Annotated in this window: 19 protein-coding genes; 6 read left to right on the forward strand and 13 right to left on the reverse strand. The window is 66.7% G+C overall.

The window, feature by feature from the left end:
• Nucleotides 1-131: 131 nt before the first annotated feature.
• The 5 genes from ASD86_RS21045 to ASD86_RS21065 form a co-directional block, all read right to left on the reverse strand.
• The gene (locus tag ASD86_RS21045) at nt 132-869 is read right to left on the reverse strand and encodes an ATP-grasp domain-containing protein (protein ID WP_056115390.1); all 738 of its coding nucleotides are present in this window, start codon (nt 867-869) and stop codon (nt 132-134) included.
• 356 nt (nt 870-1,225) lie between these two features.
• On the reverse strand, nt 1,226-1,984 hold the full coding sequence (locus ASD86_RS21050; RefSeq protein WP_056115394.1) for an endonuclease/exonuclease/phosphatase family protein: 759 nt from the start codon (nt 1,982-1,984) through the stop codon (nt 1,226-1,228).
• Between the two features lie 25 nt (nt 1,985-2,009).
• A complete protein-coding gene (locus tag ASD86_RS21055) occupies nt 2,010-2,852 on the reverse strand; it encodes a thiol:disulfide interchange protein DsbA/DsbL (RefSeq protein WP_056115396.1) in 843 nt (280 codons plus the stop codon).
• A gap of 247 nt (nt 2,853-3,099) precedes the next feature.
• Nucleotides 3,100-3,756 (reverse strand): thiol:disulfide interchange protein DsbA/DsbL, encoded by a 657-nt coding sequence (locus tag ASD86_RS21060; protein WP_056115399.1) that lies wholly within the window; start codon nt 3,754-3,756, stop codon nt 3,100-3,102.
• Between the two features lie 410 nt (nt 3,757-4,166).
• Entirely contained in the window at nt 4,167-5,045 is an 879-nt protein-coding gene (locus ASD86_RS21065) for a c-type cytochrome (RefSeq protein ID WP_056115402.1), read from the reverse strand.
• A 196-nt stretch (nt 5,046-5,241) separates the two neighbouring features.
• On the opposite strand from ASD86_RS21065, the gene yihA reads away from it, so the two are divergent.
• Both yihA and ASD86_RS21075 read left to right on the forward strand, forming a co-directional pair.
• The gene (yihA, locus tag ASD86_RS21070) at nt 5,242-5,940 is read left to right on the forward strand and encodes a ribosome biogenesis GTP-binding protein YihA/YsxC (protein ID WP_051547443.1); all 699 of its coding nucleotides are present in this window, start codon (nt 5,242-5,244) and stop codon (nt 5,938-5,940) included.
• Between the two features lie 214 nt (nt 5,941-6,154).
• Nucleotides 6,155-7,003: a tetratricopeptide repeat protein gene (locus tag ASD86_RS21075; RefSeq protein ID WP_056115405.1), complete on the forward strand. Its 849-nt coding sequence runs from the start codon at nt 6,155-6,157 to the stop codon at nt 7,001-7,003.
• Between the two features lie 48 nt (nt 7,004-7,051).
• On the opposite strand, the gene ASD86_RS21080 is transcribed toward ASD86_RS21075, so the two are convergent.
• Both ASD86_RS21080 and ASD86_RS21085 read right to left on the reverse strand, forming a co-directional pair.
• Nucleotides 7,052-7,936: a DUF2007 domain-containing protein gene (locus ASD86_RS21080; RefSeq protein ID WP_162253720.1), complete on the reverse strand. Its 885-nt coding sequence runs from the start codon at nt 7,934-7,936 to the stop codon at nt 7,052-7,054.
• Nucleotides 7,937-8,057: 121 nt separating this feature from the next.
• Complete coding sequence (locus ASD86_RS21085) at nt 8,058-9,710, reverse strand: alpha-glucosidase (RefSeq protein WP_235567858.1); 1,653 nt, start codon at nt 9,708-9,710, stop codon at nt 8,058-8,060.
• Between the two features lie 289 nt (nt 9,711-9,999).
• On the opposite strand from ASD86_RS21085, the gene ASD86_RS21090 reads away from it, so the two are divergent.
• The 3 genes from ASD86_RS21090 to ASD86_RS21100 all read left to right on the forward strand — a co-directional run bounded on the left by ASD86_RS21090 (nt 10,000) and on the right by ASD86_RS21100 (nt 16,474).
• Nucleotides 10,000-12,819, forward strand: a complete 2,820-nt coding sequence (locus tag ASD86_RS21090; protein ID WP_082578587.1) for a TonB-dependent receptor — start codon at nt 10,000-10,002, stop codon at nt 12,817-12,819.
• A gap of 449 nt (nt 12,820-13,268) precedes the next feature.
• Entirely contained in the window at nt 13,269-14,792 is a 1,524-nt protein-coding gene (locus tag ASD86_RS21095) for an MFS transporter (protein WP_056115416.1), read from the forward strand.
• On the forward strand, nt 14,789-16,474 hold the full coding sequence (locus tag ASD86_RS21100) for an alpha-amylase family glycosyl hydrolase (protein ID WP_056115419.1): 1,686 nt from the start codon (nt 14,789-14,791) through the stop codon (nt 16,472-16,474). Before ASD86_RS21095 ends, ASD86_RS21100 begins: the two co-directional genes overlap by 4 nt.
• 360 nt (nt 16,475-16,834) lie before the next feature.
• On the opposite strand, the gene ASD86_RS21105 is transcribed toward ASD86_RS21100, so the two are convergent.
• From ASD86_RS21105 to ASD86_RS21120, 4 genes are all read right to left on the reverse strand, one after another.
• Entirely contained in the window at nt 16,835-17,866 is a 1,032-nt protein-coding gene (locus ASD86_RS21105) for a LacI family DNA-binding transcriptional regulator (RefSeq protein WP_056115422.1), read from the reverse strand.
• 97 nt (nt 17,867-17,963) lie between these two features.
• Complete coding sequence (locus ASD86_RS21110) at nt 17,964-18,884, reverse strand: ABC transporter permease subunit (protein WP_056115425.1); 921 nt, start codon at nt 18,882-18,884, stop codon at nt 17,964-17,966.
• A complete protein-coding gene (locus ASD86_RS21115; RefSeq protein ID WP_056115429.1) occupies nt 18,884-19,594 on the reverse strand; it encodes a VIT family protein in 711 nt (236 codons plus the stop codon). The genes ASD86_RS21110 and ASD86_RS21115 overlap by 1 nt, the downstream gene beginning before the upstream one ends.
• Nucleotides 19,595-19,604: 10 nt before the next feature.
• The gene (locus ASD86_RS21120) at nt 19,605-21,230 is read right to left on the reverse strand and encodes a peptide ABC transporter substrate-binding protein (RefSeq protein ID WP_056115436.1); all 1,626 of its coding nucleotides are present in this window, start codon (nt 21,228-21,230) and stop codon (nt 19,605-19,607) included.
• Nucleotides 21,231-21,497: 267 nt separating this feature from the next.
• Between ASD86_RS21120 and ASD86_RS21125 the strand changes: the two genes are divergently transcribed.
• Nucleotides 21,498-22,844, forward strand: a complete 1,347-nt coding sequence (locus tag ASD86_RS21125) for a glutamate--cysteine ligase (protein WP_157477049.1) — start codon at nt 21,498-21,500, stop codon at nt 22,842-22,844.
• Between the two features lie 173 nt (nt 22,845-23,017).
• Here ASD86_RS21125 and ASD86_RS21130 read toward each other — a convergent pair whose 3' ends face one another.
• Together ASD86_RS21130 and ASD86_RS21135 are read right to left on the reverse strand one after the other, a co-directional pair.
• Nucleotides 23,018-23,608 (reverse strand): isochorismatase family cysteine hydrolase, encoded by a 591-nt coding sequence (locus tag ASD86_RS21130; RefSeq protein ID WP_056115439.1) that lies wholly within the window; start codon nt 23,606-23,608, stop codon nt 23,018-23,020.
• Nucleotides 23,605-24,489, reverse strand: coding sequence for a DMT family transporter (locus ASD86_RS21135; RefSeq protein WP_056115442.1), 885 nt, complete (start codon nt 24,487-24,489; stop codon nt 23,605-23,607). The genes ASD86_RS21130 and ASD86_RS21135 overlap by 4 nt, the downstream gene beginning before the upstream one ends.
• Between the last annotated feature and the right edge of the window lie 130 nt (nt 24,490-24,619).

Consider the following 24,619-nt stretch of genomic DNA (forward strand, 5'->3'; position numbering starts at 1 on the left):
CCGAAGCGATGACACGGCGAGTCGCCTCCATAAGCGCCCGGGGTGTATGGGCTTGGGTAGTTTCGCTCGCGCACACCTCTTCGAGTGGTCGCGGCTCGCGCCGCTCCTACAGGGAGATACCCACAGCCCGATCAGCCGTTCGCCCGCGTCCCCGCATGCCGCAACACCTCCAGCACCGCATCCGGATCGCAGGCATACAACCCCGCGCCCCAGGCCGCGTTCTGCTCGACGCAGGCCCAATCGCCGCCGTCGATGATGCCCGCGTCGATCACGCAGGCGCGCGGCAGATCCACGCGCGAATCAGCGAGCAAGCGGCCGATGAAATCGCGCAACCCCGCGTCTTCCTCGGACGTGCTTGCGAACCCGCTGTCGCGCGCGAGTTCACCGTCGCGCGAATACAGCGAATACGTGCGCAACTCACGATCGAGCACGAAGCAGCGGAACTCGCAGCGCCAGCGCACGACGTCCGACACCAGCACCGGCATGTCTTCGTCGTAACCGCGCGGCAACTCGGCGCCGATGTAGACCTGGGCCGGAAAGCTCTTGTCGTTCGGCGGCTTGATGAAGGCCGGCGCGATGCTGGCGCGTTCGGCGCCGAGCGTGCTGAGCCGGATATCGCGCAGGCGATATTCGAGCGGCAGCCGCACCAGCCAGTCTTCCGGCGGGTTCGAAAGGACCAGGCCGAGTTGTTCGCTGATCGACGGCCCGAACAAGGCTTCGCCATAGAACACCGGTTCGGACAGCGTGCGCAGATGCTCGGGCACGCGCCAGCCGGGCAGGCGTTCGACGCTCCAGCCTTGGCGAGCAGCGGCTTTCCACAGCGCCTGCGAGTCTTCGCTGTGGCGAGGGGTGAAGATCAGCGTGGGCATGGGGTTGTCGGGAGTCGGGAGTCGAGAGTCGAGAAGGGGGCGAACAGACTTTGTTTTTCCCCCCTTTGGAAAAGGGGGGCAGGGGGGATTCGCTTTTCGCTTTTGTCTTCGCTTTTGCAATCACGCCCCACGACAGCATGGAGCAAAAGCGAATCCCCCCTGCCCCCCCTTTTCCAAAGGGGGGAACAGCAAGAGCGTGGCGCGAACGGGATATCCATTGATGCAGACGAAGGCCCGGCGCGGCAAATGACCCCTCGGCGCGTACCTACCCATACCCGCCCGCCTCGCGAATCCCGCGCGTATCACCCCATCGTCGTTCAATGCCCCACACACGCGTCGATCGACACGCATCCAGATCAACGCAACGCGTGATCCGGTACATCCAGCTCCAGCGACAACGCCAGATGATCCGACAGTGCCGCAGGCACCGCGCGCGCGCTGGCGAAGCTCAGGCCGTCGCCCAGCAGGATGTGGTCGATCGCGCGCTGCGGACGCCAGCTCGGGAAGGTGGGAAACACTTCGTTCGGCGGTTGCAGGCGGGTGTTGCGGAACAAGGCCTGCATCTCGGGGCGATCGGCCGAGCAGTTGAAGTCGCCCATCAGCACCGCGTGCGGATGGTCGTGCAGCAGTTCGGCGATGAAGGCCAACTGCGAGGCGCGCGAACCGGCGCCGAGCGAGAGGTGGGCGACGGCGATGGTCAGGCCGTCGTCGCCGCTTCCGTAATGCGCGATCAGCACGCCGCGGCCGGAAATGCGGCCGGGCAGGGGATGGTCGACGACTTCGCGCGGTTCCAGCTTGCTCAGCAGGCCGTTGGCGCTGGAGGCGACATTGCCTACGCGGCGATTGGGCTGGTGGCTCCAGTAATCGAAGCCAGCGCGCTGGGCTAGGTAATGGGTCTGGTTGGTGAAGCCCGAACGCAGACTGCCCGGATCGCTTTCGTTGAGGCCGACGATGTCGTGCTCGCCGGCCAGCTGGGCGATGGTGTCGAGGCTGCCGCGCTTGTTGCCGGCCGGCAGCACATGCGACCAGCTGCGCGTCGCGTAATCGCTGTAGCGACGCGTGCTGGAGCCGGCCTGGATGTTCGCGCTGAGCAGGCGCAGCCGGCGTGTGGTCATGCTTGGGTCGATGCCTGCGGGCCGATTACGGCTTCGGCGCCGCGTCGGCGGCCGGAGCGGCGGCCGGCGCGCTGGACTTCAGCGCGGCGCGTTCCTGCGCGACCAGGTGGTCGGTGATGCGCAGCATGTCCTCGAAGCTCTTGCCCTTGACCAGGAACTTGCCGTTGACCACCAGCGACGGACTGGAGCTCACGCCCGAGCGCTGCATGAACTGTTCGGCGCGCTTGCCCTTGGCGTTGATCGCGAAGCTGTTCATGGTGCCGATGAAGTCGGCCGCCTTGACGCCGTACTTGGCGTAGAACGCGCCGATCTGTTCGTCGGTGATGGTCTGGTAGTTCAGCGACTGGTCGATGTGGACGGCGCGGAACATCGCTTCGTGGGTCTTCTCGACCAGGCTCAGGGTCTGGGCGGCGTAGAAGGCCTTCTGGAACGGGATCGGGTTGCCGCCGAAGGGACCTGCGATCGGGGTGAACTTCACGTCCGCGGTCTGCTTCCTGCGCCAATCGAGCAGCACCGGCTCGAACTGCGCGCAATGCGGGCAGGTGTAGCTGAAGATTTCGGCGACTTCGATCTTGCCCGGGACCGGGTCGAACGCCTGGCCGCCGGGAATTTCTTCGTAGTCGGCGCCGACGGTCGGCGCCGGGCCGGCCGGCGGGGTCGCGACCGCGGCCGGCTGGATCGCGGGTTCCGCGGGGGCCGGCGCGGTTTCGGCCGGCGCCGGCGTGGCGCCTTCGGCGGCCGGGGTGGCGGCGGCTTCGGTCGCGGCCGGGGTGGCGGCGCTTTCGGCCGGCGCGGTTTCGGTCTTGTTGCAGGCGGCCAGCGCGAACAGCGCGGTCAGCACCAGCGGAAAGCGGGACAACGAGGCCATACGCGAAATCATCGGGAATCTCCGCAAACGATCAAAGAAGACGAGGGCCTCGGGGCGTGGCGAACGCCGAACGCGAGGCCGACAAGGGCGGCGGCCAGCATAGCGGCCGCGGGACTGAACGTGGAGTGTAGGTTGGGAGCCGGGATTGGAGATTGGGGATTCGGGATTCGCAACAGCCACGGCGAGTCAGCGCTGGTGATTTTCCGAATCCCGAATCCCGAATCCCCAATCCCGGCCGTCAAGCGCCTCAGCGCTTGGCGGCAGCACGTTCCTTGGCGATCAGCCCATCGGCCACGCGCAGCATGTCGTCGAAACCCTTCTGGGTGATGATCCGGTACTTGCCGGCGACCACCATCGACGGGGTGCTGTCGACTTCGCTGGCCATGATGAAGGTCTTGGCGCGGTCCATGGCCTTGGCGGTGGCCGGGCCGTTCATGGCCGCGGCGAAGGCGATCGGATCGGCGCCGAACTTGGCGTAGAACGCGGCGATCTCGGCCGCCGAAGCGTTCTGGATCGGCAGGCTGCGCTCTTCGTGCAGGGCCTTGAACACCGCTTCGTGGGTCTTGGGTTGCAGCTTCATCGCCTGCGCGGTGTAGAACGCCTGCGCGTACGGATTCCAGTAGCCGCCGAACGGCGCGGCCAGCGGCACGAAATTCACATCGCTCGGCAGCTTGGCCTTCCAGGCCGCGACCTGCGGTTCGAAATGGGCGCAGTGCGGGCAGGTGTAGCCGAACACTTCGACCACTTCGATCTTGCCCTTGACCGGCGCGAACGGCTTGCCGCCCTCGATCTCGACGTAGTCCACGCCCACGACGGGCGCGGCGCCGGCGGCGGCCTTGGGCGCGGCGGAGGCAGCGAAGGGAAGCACGGCGAGCAGCAGCAGGGTGGCCAGGCGCAGATTCATCGGTAGGTCTCGTCGGTGGGGTGGCCGGCGCGCGGCGAACGGGGTTCGCGCTGGCCGGGGAACATAAAAAACGCCGGCAGCAAGGATAACGGCCGGCGTGCAGAACCAAGAGTATGCAGTGAGATCGAAACCGCCCGAAGAAGTTCCTGTGCGCTCAGGCAGTGATGGCGGTCACTTTATGCGGCGCGGATCGCGGCCCGGGGCAACGGGCGCGCGTCGGCGGCACGGCGATTTCTCGCGGTCGCGAGCCGTGGCGGGGTGCGTTGATGACGCCATCGCGCCAGATTCGCGGCCGCGGCTCGGTCGCCGAAGCAGGGCCCGCTTGCAGAGGCTGTCCGCCTCGCGCCTTCGCCCAACAAAAACGCCGGCCTGTTGCCAGGCCGGCGTCCGGGTATTGCCTTGACGCGCGCTCAGCCCTTGGCGGGCTGGGCCGGTGCCGCCGGAGCGGTGGTCGGCGCGGCCGCCGGAGCCGTGGCGGGCGCGGCAGCCGGTGCGGGCGCGGCCGCCGGCTTGGCCGCCGGGGCATCGGCCGCGGCGACGTCGTCGGCGCGTTCGTGCAGGCCCTGCAGGTAGCTCGACAGCGAACCGATCTCTTCGTCGGTCAGCGACTTGGCCACGCTGGCCATGATGTTGAACAGGTGCGGGTCTTTCTGGGTGCTGGTGCCGGCGCGGTATTCCTCCAGACGACGCTTGGAGTAAGCCGCCTGCTGGCCGGCGACGTGCGGGTAGGCCGGGCCGGGATTACCGGCGCCGCCCGGACCGTGGCAGGCCATGCAGGCCGGGATGCCGCGGGCCTTGTCGCCGCTGCGGAACAGGTCTTCGCCGATCTGATAGAACTTCTTGTCCTTGTTCGGACCCGAGGCCACGACCGTGTCGTCGGCGACGCCGGCGCCGGACTTCTGGGTCGCGAAGTAGGCGCCCAGGTCGCGCGCGTCCTGCTCGCTGAGCGCGTCGGCGAACGGCTTCATCGCCGCGGACATGCCGGTATTGCGCTCGCCGGTCTTGAACAGGGCGATCTGGTGGGCGATGTAGCGCTCGCTCTGGCCGGCCAGACGCGGGTACTGCGGATCGGTCGGATTGCCGTCGAGACCGTGGCAGGCCGCGCAGGTGCCCGCCTTGGTCGCGCCGGCCTTGACGTCGCCCCAGGTGGCCTTCGGGCCGCCGTTGAGCGGCGCGGTCTGGACCGGCTCCTTGTCGGGAATCGGGGTGACCGTGGTCTGGGCGAACGCAACGGCGGCGACCGCGAAGGCGGCGAGGCCGACGAGGCTCAGGACGCGGGCTTGGCTCATGTAGCTGGGCTCCGAACTACTCGTTGCTTCAGGGCTGGCTTGCTGCTGAAGAGGCTGGCTGAAAGGCGGTACGGGGCGGCTGGGCCGACACCGGAACCTCGGAATTATCTTCGCCGGCCGTGATCGGGTCAACGCGGGTTCATCCGGATGTGACCGGAAGGGCAAGTATTCCGGTGCGCCGTGCGATCCTACCCGCATGACCAACCACCTCGCCCGCGCCCGCTATCTGCTGTCGGCGCACAACGTCAAGCAACTGCCGCCCGATGGCGGTTTCGAGGTCGCATTCGCCGGCCGCTCCAATGCCGGCAAGTCCAGCGCGCTCAATGCCATGTGCCAGCAGAACGCGCTGGCGCGGGTGTCCAAGACCCCCGGCCGCACCCAGCAGCTGGTGTTTTTCGACGTCAGCCTGCCGTACCGCGGCCCCGATCCGGCGCCGGAACCGGACAAGTTCCTGGTCGACCTGCCCGGTTACGGCTACGCCAAGGTGCCGCAGAACCTGCAGGCGCACTGGCAGGCGTTCCTGGACCGCTATTTCCGCACCCGCCAGGCCCTGCGCGGGCTGGTCGTGGTGATGGACATCCGCCACCCGCTCAAGGACTACGACCGGCAGATGCTCGGTTACGCGGTCAGCCGCGACCTGCCGGCGCACGCGCTGCTGACCAAGGCCGACAAGTTCGGCCGCGGCCAGCAACAGCAGCAGCTGATGATGGTGCGCAAGGAATTGAACGCGGCCTTCGGCGACACGGTCAGCGTGCAGACCTTCTCCGGCGAGTCCAAGCAGGGCGTGGACGAAGCGCGCGAGAAGGTGATGGGCTGGCTGGGGCTGCTGCCGAGCGTCGCGCCGACTCCGCTGGCCGTGCCCGAAGCGCTGTTCCCGCCGCCGTCGGACGAATAAGCCGGCCGCCGCGCCGGTGCGTGTCGAGCGGGCTTTCCAGGGTAAGCGGGGTTTCGGCCCCGTCCACGGACACCTGGTTCGCTCCCGCCGCCAGCGTTCGCTGGCCGCTTTCGCACCACGCTTCGCGTTACTGACTGGGTGACTCAAGGACCTTCGCGCACTGCGCGAAGACCCGGCCTGCGCGTGCAGGCCCCGGCCCAGGACGCGCTACCGCATGGACACGATCACCGATCCGCAAACCATTCTCGCCGCAGGCGCCTACGGCACCGCACTGCTGTTCTTCGCCTACGGCGCGTATGCGCTGCTCAAGACCAAGAACGCCGAACAGAACAAGAACGTGCGCTGGTATCTCGGCATCGGCGCCATCGTGGTGGTGGCGATGATCGGCTTCGACACGCTCAAGAGCTGGCGCAGCGGCGAACGCGTGGTGCCCAACGTCTACCTGACCTTCTCGCCGCGTTTCGCCGCGGTGAAACTGCCCGACCCGGTGATCGAATACAGCGGCCAGACCCTCGCGCCGAACGCGCCGATCCGGGTCGCCGACAACAACAGCAGCATCAACATCTCGGTCGATTCGATCATCGAGACGGTCAAGGGCCTGCAGCAGAACAACCAGCAACTGCAGAACGCGCTCGGCAGCGCCGCGCTGGCCAGCCAGCCCAAGGAATTGGCCGAGGAAATCGCCGCCGCGTCCAGCGCCGGCAAGGACCCGTGCGAAGGCGGCGGCGACGCCACCCTGTGCGGCTGGAAGCAGTTGTCGAGCGGCCAGTTGGCCAACGCGCAGCAAACCCTGACCCAGGCGGTGAAGGACGCGCCGGCCGACGACCCCAAGGCCAAAGCCACCGCGCTCAGCGGCCTGGGCGAGATCTATGTCGGCCAGGGCCGCATCGAGGAAGCCAGGGTCGTGCTGAAAAAAGCGGCCGATCTGGGCAATAGCGGGGCGAAGAAGCGGTTGGATACGTTGGCGGCTCCGTCGCGGACCGCGCCGGTGCGTCCGCTCACGCCGGTGCGTACGCCGACGGGCGTCACGCCGCGCGAGGGACGCGCGGTCCCGACGCATTGAGGGCGACCGTCAGCGGTTGCGTCGCGGCGCGGAAACGTCGCGACCGTCTCAGGGTCGAGGCAACGAACGCGTCGTGGTGATTTCGCCGATCGGATCGTAACGGCGCTCGATATCCATGACGCCGTCGCCATCACGGTCGAGCTGGTCGTCGACCAGGCGGCCGCCGACATAGCGCATGCGCTTGATGACCCGGCCCTGCTTGTCCTGCCATTCCTGGACTTGCACCACATCGAACAGAGCTCGATCGCGGTACTCGGGTTCGCCGTCGCCGTCGTAGTCCATGGTGTAGCTCGACAGCTGGTTGTGTCGATACGCGCCCTTGCCTTCGCGATAACCATCGAAGTCGTCGTCTCGTTCGATGGTCGAGGTCAGTCCATCTTCGTAATACACGATCTGGTCGATCTTGCCGTCGCGGTTGCGGTCGGTCTCCATGCGCTCGGGCAGACCATTGCTGTAGAAGACCGTTTCATCGGTCTTGCCGTCGCCATCGAAATCGAAGCGGCCAGTGAACGGTTCGGGCCGTTTCGCGGCAGCGGTCAGCACGGCGCCGATGACGCCACCGACGACCAGCGCGAGCACGAGGCTGGGTACGCCGAAGCGGCTGGGTACGGGCTTGGAGCGATGCAGGGGTTTGTAGAGGTTGGGATCGTCGTCGGGCTTGGCCACGGCCGTGTCGTTGAATCCGTCGTCGGCCGGTTCGTCCTCAACCTCCTCGGCTGGCACCGCCGCCGCCTGCCATTCGTCGATGATCGCGCGCGCCTCGGCGACATGTTCGTCCGCCACTTCGACCCGCACCGAACCGCCGACCGGCAACAGCCCGGCGCCGCCTTCCAGCGCGCCGCCGAACACGAACGATTGAATGCCTTCCTGCGCCAACAAGCCACGCACCAGCTGCGCGTCGGCCGAATGGGCCGCGTGATACACGATCTGCATCGATTCCCCCTGGCGCGCGGCGACGCGCTCGCGCAGGCGAAGTATGCATCGGCGCGATGGGGCGACGCACGAACGCCGCGCCGCCATCAGCAGCGGCGCGAAGGCGGAACCTATGCGCCGATCAGCGTCCGGCGCGCGCCGCGTAGATGCCGTAGGCCGGCAGGATCAGCCGCCCGTCGACGACCCGGCCCTGCGGCAGGCCGTGGCCCGAATCGACCGGCCAGTCCGCCATCGCGCCGAGTTCGACGCTGGCGTCGCCGTCGCCGAGATTGAACGCCATCAGCATCGCCTCGCTGCCTTCGCCGCGCACGAACGCGATCACCGGTTCGGCGCTGTCGACGAAGGCGATCGCGCCATCGAGCAACGCGGCATGGCGTTTGCGCCAGCTCAGGAAACGGCGAAAACCATTGAGCATCGAATCGCGATCGGCATGCTGGGTGGCGACGTCGAGCCCGCGATGGCTGGCCGGAATCGGCAGCCACGCTTCGCCGGTGCTGAAACCGGCGCGTTCGCTCGCGTCCCACGGCAGCGGCGTGCGACAGCCGTCGCGGCCCTTGAAGGTCGGCCAGAATGCCTTGCCGTAAGGGTCCTGCAAGGATTCGTACGGTACCTCGGCCTCGGGCAGGCCGAGTTCCTCACCTTGATACACGCACACCGAGCCGCGCAGCGAACAGGTCAACGCGCTGAGCATGGTCGCGAAATGCGCCGGCCTGGCGCCGCGGCCCCAGCGCGTGACCACGCGCTGCACGTCGTGATTGGAAATCGCCCAGCACGGCCAGCCCTCGCGCATCGTGCCTTCCAGCCGCTGCACGGTGTCGCGGATGTGGGCGACGCTGTAATCGTCGGTGAGCAGTTCGAAGCTGTAACCCATGTGCAGGCGGCCGTGACGGGTGTATTCGTCCATGGTCGCCAGCGAATCTTCCGAGGAGATCTCGCCCAGCGACACCGCGCCGGGGTATTCGTCCAGCAGCGCGCGCAGATCGGCGAGGAAGGCCAGGTTCTGCGGCTGGGTGTTGTTGTAGTGGTGGTACTGGAACGCGTACGGATTGTCCGGGCTGAAGCCGCGGCCCACGCGCTGCGCTGGCGGCTTGGCCGGGTTGTCGCGCAGCTGCGCGTCGTGGAAGCAGAAGTTGATCGCGTCCAGGCGCAGGCCGTCGACCCCGCGTTCGAGCCAGAAGCGCACGTTGTCGAGCACCGCCGCGCGCACCGCCGGGTTGTGGAAATTCAGATCCGGCTGCGACGACAGGAAATTGTGCAGGTAGTACTGCTGCCGGCGCGGTTCCCAGCGCCAGGCGACGCCGCCGAACAGCGACATCCAGTTGTTCGGCGCGGTGCCGTCCTCGCGCGCGTCGGCCCACACGTACCAGTCGGAATACTCGTTGTCGCGGCTTTCGCGGCTGCGCTTGAACCATTCGTGTTCGCTGGAGGTGTGGCTGAGCACCTGATCGATCATGACCTTCAGGCCCAGCGCATGCGCCTTGGCCAGCAGCCGGTCGAAGTCGTCGATGCTGCCGAACAACGGATCGACCGCGCGGTAATCGGCGATGTCGTAGCCGAAATCGGCCATCGGCGATTTGAAGAACGGCGAAATCCAGATCGCGTCCACGCCCAGATCGGCGACATAACCGAGCTTGTCGATGATGCCGGGCAGGTCGCCGACGCCGTCGCCGTCGAGGTCGCGGAAGCTGCGCGGGTAGATCTGGTAGATCACCGCGCCGCGCCACCACAGTTCTTCGCGCGGGGATGGATCGGTGGAAAGGCTGACGGCTGACAAGTGACGCCCCTGATTCGATTGGCGGCGTTCGTGCTGCACTGCCGCGATGCACGCCAGCTTACCGCCGCAGGCCGGCGCGGCCGGAGCCTGTGCATACGTATTCACCCCTCAATCGCCAGACGAAGTGCGACATGAATGCGACTTCATCCCATGAATACGTATGCAGAACCCGCTGCGGGCGCGATCGCTTGCCTAACATGCGCCTCAGACCGAGGGCGTACGCCGCCCAGGCAACCGCAGCGCGCCGCAGTGCGCGCGCGGACGACACACAGCGCTTCTGGAGGGGAGCATGTCGAGACTCAAGCCGGCCACGCCGCAATCGCAATTCAATCGCCATCTGTTGACGATGGCCCTGGCCTCGCTGGGGTTGTGCAGTTCGTGGACGGTGTGGGCGGCCGATGCGCCGCAGCCGCAGGACGCCGCGCCGGTCGCGGGTCAAGCCGCCGCGCCCGCCGCGCAAAGCGCTGCGCACGAACTCGACGCGGTCCAGGTCACCGGCAACCGCCGCGTGCAGTCGATCCAGAAATACGCCGGCACGATCCAGTCGTTCAGCGGCGAGGACCTGACCAAGCTCGGCATCAACACCGATTTCCGCAACCTGCAGGCGGTGGTGCCCGGATTGCAGATCACCAAGCAGGAAGGCAAATACGAAATCTTCCTGCGCGGCATCGGCGCGGCCGATTCGGACTTCTCCTCCGATCCGTCGGTGGCGACCTACTACAACGGCATCTACCTGCCGCGTCCGCGCTCGATCGGGCCGATGTTCTTCGACGTCGACCGCATCGAGGTTAACAAGGGCCCGCAGGGCACGGTGCGCGGCCGCAACGCCACCGGCGGTTCGATCAACGTGATCTCCAAGCGCCCGGAGCTCGGCGTGACCAGCGGCGGGCTCAAGATCGGCGCCGGCAATTACGACTTCACCAACGCCGAGGGCGTGCTCAACCTGCCGATCGGCGAGACCTTCGCGCTGCGCGCGGCCTTGTTCGACGAGGAACGCTCCTCGTACATCAGTAACGGTTATCCCAGGTCGCTGTTCGATGCCGAAGGCCCCGGCGCGCTAGACAACCAGGCCGCGCGCCTGTCGATGCTGTGGGAGCCCAACGACAAGTTCTCCGCGTTCGTGATGCTGGACAAGGTCACCGAGCGCGGCACCGGCGACCCGGGCCTGTTCGCCGAGCGCGGCCTGTCGGCGGGCTACGACATCAAGGACCTGGACGATCCGTTCAAGCAGTACTTCCGCACCCAGGGCAAGACCACCAACGACATCGAAGGCATCGCCGGCACCTTCACCTACGCCTTCAACGACAAGTTCTCGGTCGAGTTCAACACCTCGTACCGCAAGTACGATTTCTACAACCGCAACGCCTCGCGCGAGTGGCAGCTCGGCCCGGTATATCCGGGCTCGGAGCGCGAAGCCTATTTCAATCCCGAGCGCCTTGACTGGTACGACACCTTCTACCAGGCCGACAAGTCCAGCTCGACCATCAACGAACTGCGTTTCTTCGGCGACACCGGCCGGGTGATCTGGTCGGCGGGCCTGTTCAACTACGAAGAAAAGTACGACTACACCTCGTGGGACGTCGGCAACGGCTACTTCGGCGATTGCGACTGGTGGCGTCCGGGCACGATCTGCGGTTACCAGGATGGTTTGGGCGGCGAAAACCGCGGCGACAATTCCAAGGTCGAATCGAACGCGGCCTATGCCGATTTCAGCTTCGCCGCGACCGATTCGCTGCGCCTGATCGGCGGCGTGCGCTACACCCGCGACAAGAAGATCGCGCGCGAATCCAACGTCAAATACCAGTTCATCATTCCTGAGGAACTGTTCGCGCAGTTCACCGGCCAGCCGATCAACACCGCGACCAACCCCTACACCACCGGCCTGATCCTGGGTTCGCCGGGCTTCCGCCTGGCGCCTCCGGGCAATCGCGGCGGCGGCTCTCCGAGCATCTGCACCGGCTGGAACCCGACCGATCTGCGTTGCGGGCCCGGCGGTAACACGCTGGATTATTTCCTCGGCGGCATCCAGAACTTCGGAGCGCAGGACAACTGGCAGCAGTTCCTGCAACAAAACCGCGACCAGATCCAGGTGATCGCGCGTTCGGATTTCCCCAACGGCCGCAGCGAAGACGTCTATAAGGACAGCTACGTCGACTGGCGCGTGGGCTTCGAGTACGACATCAATCCGCAGGTGATGGTGTACGGCACCGTGTCGACCGGCACCCGCTCGGGCGGCATCAACCGGCCGTTGCTGCTCAACGACGGCAGCGCGCTGGCGCCGACCTTCGAACCCGAAGAACTGACTTCGTACGAAGCCGGCATCAAGGGCGACTACGTCTGGGGCGAGACTCCGGTACGCCTGAACGCGTCGGTGTTCTACTACGACTACAAGAACAAGGTGCTGCAGAACCTGATCGACGTGCCGGCGCCGACGCCGACCAATCCCAATGCGACCAGCCGCCAGGTGTTCAACGACAACGCCGCCAATGCCAGCGTGCTGGGCCTGGAACTGGAAGGCCGGGTCGGTCTGCCGTACGGCTTCAACCTGGGCTACAACTTCACCTACCTGGATGCGACCTTCGACGAGTCGAACGTGCTCGACACGCGTTCGGGCGGTCTGGGCCTGATCGTGCCGCTGGACGGCAATCGCCTGCCGAACACCTCGAAGTACAACGCCAACGTCAGCCTGTCGCAGACCATCGACATCGGCCGCGGCGCGCTGTCCTCGTTCGACTGGACGATCAACCTGACCTACCGCTCCGATTACTACCTGACCGCGTTCAACAGCCGCGGTTTTGGCCAGGATGCGAACGGCAACGTCATCGAGATTCCGCTGCGCGACATGCCGTTCAACAACGGCTCCAACCCCGCCGCGGGCGGCGGCCCGGCCAACGGCCTGGCGATGCGCGACGATGTCGACGGGTTCCTGACCGTCAACGTCTCGGCCGGACTGAACTTCGGCAGCGACAATCAGTTCCGCATCGACGGCTTCGTGTCCAACCTCACCGACGAGGTGTATTCGGGCAAGGGCTTCGTCAACAACGCGACCAATATTCGTTACTTGAATACGCCGCGGATGTATGGGGTGCGGTTCTCGTCGCAGTTCTGAGTGGCTGCGGAGATTTTCGGGTAAAGGAAAATCCCCGCCCGCTTTTTCAAAAGTTCTTCTCCCGCTTGCGGGAGAAGGTGGCCCGAAGGGCCGGATGAGGGCGCGCGGATTTGGCTTGCGATATAGGTTTGCAGTCCGTGGGCCCTCACCCCAGCCCTCTCCCGCAAGCGGGAGAGGGTGTAGAGGGAATCGCCGGGCCCGGTTTGATCGGCGGTCGCGATCGCTGCCTGTGAATGAGTGGCTTCGGCCGTGTTTTTTGAAGAGCGAGCGTGGTTGAGCGGGCTCATGAAGATTCTTTGTATCCGAGCGTGCAACGTCTCTCGCGGTTCGCTTCGTACTACGCTCCGCTCGCGCTTATGTTCCCTCTTCGTGACAGGGATTGAGGGGGATTCGCTTTTGCCGGCCGAAGCCCGCGTAGCCACGCTCACCTTCGTGCCAGTATCGAGCCCATGACCTACAGCCATAGCGCCCCGTCCCGCAAGCCGCAGCTCTCGTTCTGGCAGATCTGGAACATGTGTTTCGGCTTTCTCGGCATCCAGTTCGGCTTCGCGTTGCAGAACGCTAACGTCAGCCGCATCTTTCAGACCCTGGGCGCGCCGATCGACGACATCCCGATGCTGTGGATCGCCGCGCCGCTGACCGGCCTGATCGTGCAGCCCATCGTCGGCTACCTGTCCGATCGCACCTGGACCGGCCTCGGCCGTCGTCGCCCGTACTTCCTGATCGGCGCGGTGCTGGCGACGCTGGCGCTGATCGCGATGCCGAACTCGCCGACGTTGTGGATCGCCGCCGGCCTGCTGTGGATCCTCGACGCGTCTATCAACATCTCGATGGAGCCGTTCCGCGCCTTCGTCGGCGACCAACTGCCGCAACAACAGCGCGCCAGCGGCTATGCGATGCAGAGCTTCTTCATCGGCGTGGGCTCGGTGATCGCCAGCCTGCTGCCATTCGCGCTCGCTCATTTCGGCGTCGGCAACACCGCCGGGCCGGGCGAAGTGCCCGACACCGTGCGCTATGCGTTCTACTTCGGCGGCGCGGTGCTGCTGCTGTCGGTCGGCTGGACCGTGCTGCGCACGCGTGAATACCCACCGGCGCAACTGCACGCCTTCGACGAGGCGCCGGTGCTGGCGCGACCCAATCGCGACCGCGTGCGTTGCCTGCTGCTGGGCGCGTCGTGGATGGTGGTCGGCGCCATCGTCGCGACCACGATCTCGATGCTCGGTTGGGACAAGCAGTTGTATGTGCTGGCCGCGTTGATCGCCGCGTTCGGGCTGGCGCTGGCGCTGCGCGGCGTGGTCGGCGACAGCGGCGGTTTCGCGTCGGTGATGGACGATCTGGCGGCGATGCCGACCACCATGCTGCGCCTGGCCGTGGTGCAGTTCTTCTCCTGGTTCGCCTTGTTCGCGATGTGGATCTACACCACGCCGGCAGTCACCCAGTTGCATTACCACAGCAGCGACACCGCCTCGGCCGCGTACAACGAGGGCGCGAACTGGGTCGGCGTGTTGTTCGCCGCCTACAACGGCTTCGCCGCGCTGGCCGCGGTCGTGATCCCGCCGATGACCCGCCGTTGGGGCCTGCGCTGGAGCCATCTGTTCAACGTCTTTCTCGGCGGCGCCGGGTTGATTTCGATTGCGCTGATCCGCGATCCGCAATGGCTGCTGCTGTCGATGCTCGGGGTCGGTTTCGCCTGGGCCTCGATCCTGTCGCTGCCGTACGCGATGCTGTCCGACAGCGTGCCGGCGGCGAAGATGGGCGTGTTCATGGGCATCTTCAACTTCTTCATCGTGATTCCGCAGTTGGTCGCGGCGAGTCTGCTCGGCTTTTTGCTCAAGCATCTGTTCGGCGGACAGCCGGCGATGGCGCTGGTGATCGGCGGCGTCAGCCTGTTCCTGGCCGGGCTGTGCGTGTTGTCGGTGCGCGAACCCGGTCAGGCTGCGGAGCCGATCGATGCCGCGCAGGCGCGCGCATGAAGAGGCTGACGATCGCGCTGTTGAGTCTGACGTTGGCGGCCTGCGCGCATGGCGCGCGCGATGCGAAACCTGCGCGCGACTACTACGGCACTTTGGAGCCGATGGCGAGCGACGCGGTGTACTTCGTGGTCACCGATCGTTTCGTCAATGGCGACACCAGCAACGACCAGCGCGAGCAGGGCGGACCGGATCCGGCGACGCGGACCTTCGATCGTCCGGTCGCGGGCGGACCGCCCGGACAAAGCGACAACATCGGCTATCTGGGCGGCGACTTCAAAGGCCTGCTCGACAACGCTAGTTACATCCGCGACATGGGTTTCGGCGCGGTGTGGCTGACGCCGATCGTCGACAATCCCGATCAGGCCTTCACCGGCGGCGATGCGGTGACCTGGGGTGGCGCGTTCCAGGATCGCGGCAAGACCGGTTATCACGGGTACTGGGGCGTGGATTTCTATCGGCTCGACGAGCATCTGCCGAGCCGCGATCTGGATTTCGCCGGGCTGACCCGAGGGCTCAAGCGTCATGGCCTGAAGACCGTGCTCGACATCGTCGCCAATCATGGCTCGCCGTCGTTCACCATGCCGGTCGATCAGCCCAAGTACGGCGAGATCTATCGCGACGGCGTGCTGGTCGCCGATCACCAAAATCTCGCGCCGGATAAACTCGATCCCGCGCATAACCCGCTGCACCGGTTCTTCCACAACGAAAAAGATCTGGTGCAGCTGTCGAACATCGACGACACCAGTCCCGAAGTGCTGGACTATTTCGTCGGCGCGTATTCGCAATGGATCGACCAGGGCGCCGACGCGTTCCGCATCGACACCATCCGGCATATGCCGCCGGCGTTCTGGAAGCGGTTCTCCGACCGCATCCGCGCCAAGCGGCCGGGTTTCTTCATGTTCGGCGAGGCGTTCGACTACAAGGCCGAGAATATCGCGCCGTTCACCTGGGCGAGCAACGGCGGCGTCAGCGTGCTCGATTTTCCGCTCAAGGAGCGGATGGCCGAGGTGTTCGGGCGCAAGCGCGGTGATTTCGCATTGCTGAGCGAGCGGCTGTATCTGACCGATGGTCCGTACGCGAACCCGTACGAGCTGATGACGTTCTACGACAACCACGACATGCCGCGCCTGGATGCCAGCGATGAGGGTTTCATCGACGCGCACCACTGGCTGTTCACCGCGCGCGGGATACCGGTGATCTATTACGGCTCGGAGGTCGGCTTTGAGCGCGGGCGCGCGGAGCATGCCGGCAATCGCAATTATTTCGGCCAGCAGCGCATCGACACGGCGCGAGGCAATCGGATTCGCGAATCGCTCAAGCGCATCGCGAAGGTGCGCGAAACTTCGCCGGCGCTGCAGCGCGGCTTGCAGTTGAACGTTGAGTTGCGTGGCGATCGGGCGGTGTTCTATCGGGTGTACGAGCACGCTGGGAAATCGCAGATCGCTCTGGTGCTGCTCAACAAGGGCGATGCGGCGACGCAGTTCGAGGTGAGCGAGTATCTGCAGGCCGGGCGTTGGCGCGCGGCATTGGGTGGGGGCGAGGTCGACGTGGCCGAAGGCGGGTCGCTTCGCGCGTCGGTGCCGGCGCATGGGGTTGAGGTTTACGTTCTCGATCAGCCCGTGGTTCGCGAGGATCTTCGGGTGGCGTTGGATCGTGCGATGGGGCATGCGCGGCGGCGTTGAGTGCGCTGCTTGATTGCGGCGTCATCTCACCAGAACGTCATTCCCGCGAAGGCGGGAATCCAGAGCCTTCAGCGCCATCCTTCCAGGAGCGTCATTCCCGCGAAAGCGGGAATCCAGCGACTTCAGGCGCTCTCGCACGAAAGGCACTGGATTCCCGCCTTCGCGGGAATGACGGTAGGTAGGATTGTCGCGACTGACGACTGACGACTGACGACTGACGACTGACGACCGGCGATCTGTCGTCGGTGACTGGTGGACAAAATTGCAACGAGCAACGAGCAACGAGCAACGAGCAACGAGCAGCAAGCAACGACTGGAAACGCGCGTAAACCAACTTGTTCGCCGTCGTATCCGCTTCCGTCACTCCGCCCCACACGACTTACGCACCACCAACGCCGTAGGCAACCGGATACTCTCCGCCGCCTCCCCCCGCACCAAGGTCATCAGCGTATCCACCAACAGCTCCCCAGCCTGCTTGGTGTCCTGGAAAATCGTGGTCAACGGCGGATGGGCGAAGCGCGCCATCGGGATGTCGTCGAAGCCGATCACCGACACGTCCTCGGGCACGCGCAGCCCACTTTCGGTCAGCGCGCGCATCGCCCCCAATGCGATCAGGTCGCTCGCCGCGAACACCGCGTCGAACGGCAGCGCGCGCGCGATCAGCTCGCGCGCGGCGGCGTGGCCCGCGTCTTCGGAGCTTTCCGCGTCGACCTGCAAGGCGCGATCCATCGTCAGGCCGGCGTCGCGCAAGGCCTGCTCGCAGCCGAGGAAGCGATCGAGGAATTCGGGATAGTGGGTGGACGCATCGCCGAGAAACGCGACCCGCTTGCGTCCCAGCGCGACCAGATGCGCGCCGGCCTGGCGGCCGCCGCCGATGTTCTCGCAGCCGATCGACAGCCCCGGCTGGTCCGGCAACACCGCGCCCCAGCGGACGAAGCGGGTGCCTTGCTCGACCAGTTTCTGCAGCTTGCCCTGATAGGCGAGGTAGTCGCCGTAGCCAAGCAGGATCAGCCCGTCGGCCTTCATGCTGTCTTCGTAGTCGCCGGCCCAGTCGTCGGACAACTGCTGGAACGAGATCAGCAGATCCTGGCCGTGGCGCGCGCAGGCGCGGGTGATCGAGCCGAGCATCGACAGGAAGAACGGGTTGATGTGCGATTCGTCCGGGGTCGGGTCCTCGAACAGCAGCATCGCCAGGGTGCCCGAGCGTTGCCGGCGCAGGCTGGAGGCGTGCCGGTCGACCTTGTAGTTGAGCTCGCGCACCACCGCTTCGACCCGTTTGCGGGTCTCGGCGTTGACCAGGGTGCTGCCGCTGAGCACGCGCGACACCGTGGCCTGGGACACGCCGGCCAGGTGGGCGATGTCGAGCGAGGTGGCTTTCGACTTCTTGCGCATGGGGGCGAGTTTGGCACGGGATTCGGGATTAGAGATTCAAGGCGGCGCGGCCGGCCTTACCCCCGAATCCCGAATCTCCAATCCCGAATCTCGGCTTTCAACGAGGATCCATCCACCCCCGCAACGCATCCACCACCACATTGATCGCCACGATCAGCGCGCCGATCACCAGCACCACGCCGAGCACCAGGGTGTAGTCGCGGTTCAAGGCGCCCTGGACGAAATAGCGGCCCATGCCGGGGATGCCGAACACCTGCTCGACCACCGCCGAACCGGTGACCACGTTGATCAGCGCGGGCGACAGCCACGCCACCACCGGCAGCAATGCCGGCTTGAGCGCATGGGCGAACAGCAGGCGGGTATCGGATAAACCACGCGCGCGCGCCGCGCGCAGGTAATCGGCCGACAGCACGTCCAGCATCGAGGCGCGGGTCAGGCGCGCGCAGTAGGCGATGTTCGGCAGGGCCAGCGCGATCACCGGCAGCACCACGTTGTTCCAGTCGCCCCAGCCGCCGGCCGGCAGCCAGTGCAGGGTCACCGCGAACAACAGCACCAGCAGCGGCGCGACCACGAACTTGGGCACCGCCAGCCCGAGGCCGGCGAGCAGCATCAGCGCGCGATCGGTCCAGCCGCCGGCGCGCAAGGCCGCCCATACGCCGACGCTGACGCCGATCAGCACCGCCAGCAGCAGCGCGAGGCCGCCGTTCAAGGCAGACACCGGCAACGCGTTGGCGATCAGCTGATTGACGGTGTAGTCGGGATATTGAAACGACGGCCCGAGGTCGCCGCGCAGCGCGTCGCCGAGCCAGCCCAGGTATTGCATCGGCAGCGATTGATCGAGCCGATACTGCGCGTCGAGCACGGCCTGCACTTCCGGCGGCGCGGCTTTCTCGGTGTCGAACGGGCCGCCCGGCGCGGCGCGCAGCAGGGCGAAGCACAATGTCGCCAGCAACAGCAGGGTGATCAGCGCTTCGAGCAGACGCGAAGCGAAGCGCGCAGGCAAGGAATCGCCGCGCATCAGACGTGCACGTCGAACAGGCGGCCGACCAGACTGGCCGCGGCCATCGCCAGCGCGCCCCAGAACGCGACCCGCAGCGCGCCGCGCAGCACCGGCGCGCCGCCGGTCCAGGCGGCGAGCGCGCCGGACACCGACAGGCCGATCAAGGTGATCGGGATCGCGACCGCTTCGGTGCGCCCGGCCGGCGCCAGCAACACCGCGGCGATCGGCAGCACCGCGCCGGCGATGAACGCCGCCGCCGAGGTCAGCGCCGCCTGCACCGGGCGCGCGCGCAAGGTGTCGGTGATGCCGAGTTCGTCGCGCGCGTGGCTGCCCAGCGCATCGTGCGCGGTCAGTTGCTGCGCGACCTCATGCGCGAGTTCCGGCGTCAACCCGCGTTGCACGTAGATGCGTGCCAGCTCGGCCAGTTCGCTTTGCGGATCGTCGTCGAGTTCGCGCTGTTCCACCGCGATATCGGCGCGTTCGGTGTCGGCCTGCGACTGCACCGACACGTACTCGCCGGCCGCCATTGACATCGCCCCGGCGACGGTGCCGGCGATGCCGCTGGTCAGGATCGCGCCGGGCGATGCGCCGCTGGCCGCGACGCCGACCACCAGCCCGGCGATCGAGACGATGCCGTCGTTGGCGCCGAGCACGGCCGCGCGCAGCCAGCCCACGCGTTCGGAACGGTGGCGTTCGGGATGGCGGCTGCGCGATTGCGGCGTGGTCATGGCGATGCGCTCATGGCGACAGACTCAGCCAACGGCTGGCGTGACGATCGAGCGCGTTGGCTTCGAAACCGCGCACGTTGTCGGCGACCAGATGCTTGGAACTGTAGAAATACAGGGGAATCGCCGCGTTATCGTTTAGCAGCCGCTGCTCGGCCGCGCGCAGCCAGGCGTTGCGCGCGGCTTCGGAATGCGCCGCATCGGCCTTGGCCAGGCGTTCGCGATAACCGGCGTCGTCGTAGCCCATCCAGTTCAACGGCCCGTCGCTGCCGAACGCGGCAAGGAAGTTGCGCGCATCGGCCAGATCGCCGATCCAGCCGCCGCGGAACACCTGGGTGATGGCGCGCTGCTTGCGGTTCTGCACGAACACTTTCCATTCCTCGTTGCGCAGCCGCACCTGCACGCCGAGGGTCTGCCGCCACATCGCCGCGACCGCGAGGGTCAGGCGACGGTGCGGGGTCGAGGTGTTGTAGCGCAGTTCGATCACCAACGGATTTTCACTGGAGTAACCCGCATGTCGGTAAAGCGCGCGGGCATGCTCCTCGCGCTGGCTCTGGCTCAACGACTGCCACGGCATCGCCGCGGGCGTATACCCGGCGATGCCCGGCGGCACGATGCCATAAGCCGGGGTTTCGCCCAGGCCGGTGACGTAGCGGGTGAGTTTGTCGCGATCGATCGCCAAGGTCAGCGCGCGTCGCAGCGCGAGTTCGCGATCCTTGCAGGGCGGCGTCGCGCAGGCGGCGCTGCGCAGCGGAGGGCGGGTCAGATTGATGCCGAGCCAGAACGCGCCCAGGTACGGCGACAAGCGCAACTGCGTGCCGAAACGTTTGCGCAAGGCGGGCAGCGGCTGCGGCGGCACCACCTCGGTGATGTGCAGGTCGCCGGCGGCGAAGCGTTGCAGTTCGGCGGCGGCGTCTTCGGTGACCTGGAAACGTACGCGTTCGATCGCGACCGCGGCGGCATCGTGGAAACGCGGGTTCTTCTCCACCACCAGGTTGGCCTGCGGCGTCCACGCCGCCAACCGATACGCGCCGTTCGATACCAATCGCCCCGGCCGCGTATGTTGCGCGCCGTACTGTTCGACCGCGGGCAGGTACACCGGGAAAGCGATCGGCAAGGTCAGCAAGGCCGGCAAGCCGGCGCTGCGGTTCAGGCGGAACACCAGGGTGCGCGCATCGGTCGCGCTGACGCCGAGCCGCTCGGGCGGCAGTTTGCCGGCCTGCACCGCCTGCGCGTTGTCGAGCGCGTCGAACAGTTCGCCGAACGGCGCCGCGGTGGCCGGAGCGAACGCGCGGCGGAAACTGGCGACGATCTGGTGCGCGTCGATCGGCTCACCGTTGCTCCACTGCAGGCGTTCGCGCAGGGTGAAGGTCCAGCTGCGGCCGTCGGTCGAGACCGACCAGCGCTGCGCCATGCCCGGGATCAGCCGACCCCGCGCGTCCTCGGTGACCAGGCCCTCGTACAGGTCGCGCAGCACGTTGCCGCAGGCGACTTCCTGGCAGCGGTGGGCGTCCAGCGTGCTCGGTTCCGGGCCGTTGCCGCGTTCGAGCGTCGCCACCACGGCCTGTGCCCGCGCGCCCGGCGCTATCAGCCACAGCAACGCCAGCGCCAGTGGCAAGGCCGCACCATAGCGTTGCAAGGCGGACGTTGTTCGGTGCAAGGCGGGGTCTACACTGCCGGGGGTCTTGCGATTGTAGGCGAGGTGCCGCATATCCAGACCCGAAACCCAGGCAATGCAGGTCGTCAGGTTTGCGCCGGTCCTCGCCCGTCGAGGCGCCGGCCGCGTCCGCTGGGTTGGCGGGCGCGCAATCCGCGCAGCGATGCGCGAGCAGGGCATAGTGCCTTGCAGCAGGTTTTTCTCAGCGAGGTGGATGTGTCCGGTCCCAGCCAGGTCAAGGATCTCGAGATTCCCGACATCAAGGGCGGCGCGCGCGCCGTGCTGGTGGATTACCTGGCCTCGGGCGTGCGCCCGGAGTCGGATTGGAAGATCGGCACCGAGCACGAGAAATTCGGATTCCGCGTCGACGACTTGCGGCCGCCGACCTTCGACGGCGATCGCGGCATCGAGGCCTTGCTCAAGGGTCTGGTCCAGTTCGGCTGGACCCCGGTGGAGGAAAAAGGCCGAGTGATCGCGCTGACCCGCGACGATGCCTCGGTGTCGCTGGAGCCGGCCGGTCAGCTGGAGTTGTCGGGCGCGCCGCTGGCGACCCTGCACGACACCTGCGTGGAGGCGGCGACCCATCTGCGCGAAGTGCGCACCGTCGCCGAGCCGATGGGCCTGGGCTTCCTCGGCATGGGCTTCCAGCCCAAGTGGCGCCGCGACGAAATGCCGTGGATGCCGAAGGGCCGTTACAAGATCATGCGCGACTACATGCCCAAGGTCGGTTCGCTCGGCCTGGACATGATGACCCGCACCAGCACCGTGCAGGTCAACCTCGACGTGCGCGACGAGCCCGACATGGTGAAGAAGTTCCGCGTGTCGCTGGCGTTGCAGCCGATCGCGACCGCGCTGTTCGCCGATTCGCCGTTCACCGAAGGCAAGCCGAACGGCTATCTGTCGTACCGCTCGCACATCTGGACCGACACCGACCGCGATCGCACCGGCCTGCTTGATTTCGTGTTCGAGGACGGCTTCGGTTACGAGCGCTATGTCGATTACCTGCTCGATGTGCCGATGTACTTCGTGTACCGCGACGGCACCTATATCGACGCGGCCGGACAATCGTTCCGCGATTACCTCGAAGCCAAGCTGCCGGCGTATCCGAACCAGCGCCCGACCTTGAAGGACTGGGCCGATCACACCACCACCGCGTTCCCGGAAGTGCGCTTGAAGAAATATCTGGAAATGCGCGGCGCCGACTCGGGCCCGTGGAACCGGATCTGCGCGCTGTCGGCGTTCTGGGTCGGCCTGCTGTACGACGCCGATGCGCTCGACGCGGCCTGGGACCTGGTGCTCGACTTCACTCCAGCCGAGCGTCACGCCTTGCGCGACGGCGTGCCGCAGCACGGCTTCCACCTGCCGTTCCGCGACGGCAAGGTGCTGGACCTGGCGCGGCGCGCGCTGGAAATCTCCGCGCACGGCTTGAAGCGTCGCGCGCGCCTGAACCACAACGGCGCGGACGAATCGATCTATCTCGAGCCGCTGACCGAGTTCGTCGCGATGGGCAAGAGCCCGGCCGAACGCAAGCTCGAACTGTTCCATGGCGCCTGGGGCGGCAGCGTGGATCCGGTGTTCAAGGAATTCGCGTACTGAGATTGAGCGTGTCGCCGGTAGATGCGTTCTCTGAGCGCATCCGTACCAAACCGGTGGTTACGCCATCCCGTGCTTTTCCCCCCTTTGCAAAAGGGGGGCTGGGGGGATTCGCTTTTACCCACAAGCTCCCAGCGAATCCAATCGACCCGCATCGCGCCCAATCCCGCGACGATTCACCCGTTAAACCGCACGTCCCGCGCATCCACCACCCGCGCCACCGTCCCCAGCATTTCCAGCGCCGCGTCATGCAGACACGGATTCGCGCTCGCGCACGCATCCCCGATCACCTGCACGCCGAAATCGCGATCATGCGCATCGCGCGCGGTGGTCTGCACGCCGGTTTCGGTGCTAACCCCGCAGATCGCGAGATGACGGATGTCGGCCGCGTGCAATCGCGCGGCCAGGTCGGTGTCGAACAAAGCGCTCACACGCGGCTTGGTGACGATCCAGTCGCGCGGCGCCACCACCAGGTCGGCATGAAACTGCGTGCCCCAATCGCCGTCGCGCAGCGCGCCCAATTCGGCCGCGCGGCCGAACAACGGCGATTGCCGCGGTGCGTTGGAATAATCCGGCGCGAACGCCACCCGCACCATCGCGACCATGGCGCCGGCGGCGCGGGCGCGTTCGCTCAACGCATTGATCCTGGCGATGATGCCGCGCTCATGCACTTGCGCGGCGGCGCGCGCGATCTTGCCGTCGGGGTGGACGATGTCGTTGATCAGGTCGATCACGATCAAGGCGCTGTGGCGGGTCGCGGTGCTCATGCGGGACCTCCGGGGTTCGAATTCGCGGCGACCGGCGCCGCGCGACGATTGCCGCGCAGCGCGGCGATCGCGCCGGCCACGATCAGCGCCGCGCCGATCAAGGTCGCCGCGCGCGCCGCATGCCCGAACAGCAGCCAGTCCAGCGCCGCGCTGACCGGGACCGCTACATACATAAGCGGAGCCAGTGTGGAGGCGTTGTCCATGCCGCGATACGCGAGGTCGCGCAGCGACTGACTGCCGAGGCTGCACGCGGCCATGCCGAGCAACGCGAGCACCAACACCAGCGGCGGCTCGACCGCGAACGGCTGCGCCGGCATGCGCCAGCTCGCCAGTAGCACCAGCGGCAGGCCGACCATCGCCGCCTGCAGGTACAGCTTGAATTGGGTGCGAAACGGCGGCTGATGCTGGGCGCTGCGGTAGAACAGCACCTGCGAGGCGGCCATCGCGAACCCGCCGAACAACGACACCAGCGCGTTCGCGTCGAGCCCGTGCCGGCCGGGCTGCAGCACCACCAGCACGCCGGCGAAGCCGACCGCCAGGCCGCACAAGGTCGCCGGTTGCAGGCGTTCGCCGAGCCAGGCGCGCGCGATCAGCGGGATGAACAAGGGCCCGGTGTTGTACAGCAGCACCGCGTGCAGCAGGTCGCCGCGCATCGCCGCGAGCACGAAACAACCCTGCGACACGATCACCGCCACCGCGCGCACCCAGCCCGGCCGGTCGGCGAACGACCACACCGCGCGCCAGTCCTCGCGCCGGGCCAGCCCGACCAGGATCAAGCCGGGGATCGCGAAGCGCAGCCAGGTGACCAGCTCCGGCGGCAGGCCGCGGGTGTAGCGGCTGAGCAGCCCGAGCAAGGCCAGGCAGATCGAGGCTGAGGCCATGAGGCCGGCGCGAACAACCAAGGGACGGGACGGCGAACGTACAGCCGAGGCAATCAGAGGGGCAGCAGACATATGGTAAAGATAGACTCACCAGATGCCTTTAAAAATCAACAAAACCAACACAAGTGGT

This window comes from Lysobacter sp. Root690, from assembly GCF_001427785.1.
Taxonomy (GTDB): Bacteria; Pseudomonadota; Gammaproteobacteria; order Xanthomonadales; family Xanthomonadaceae; genus Lysobacter.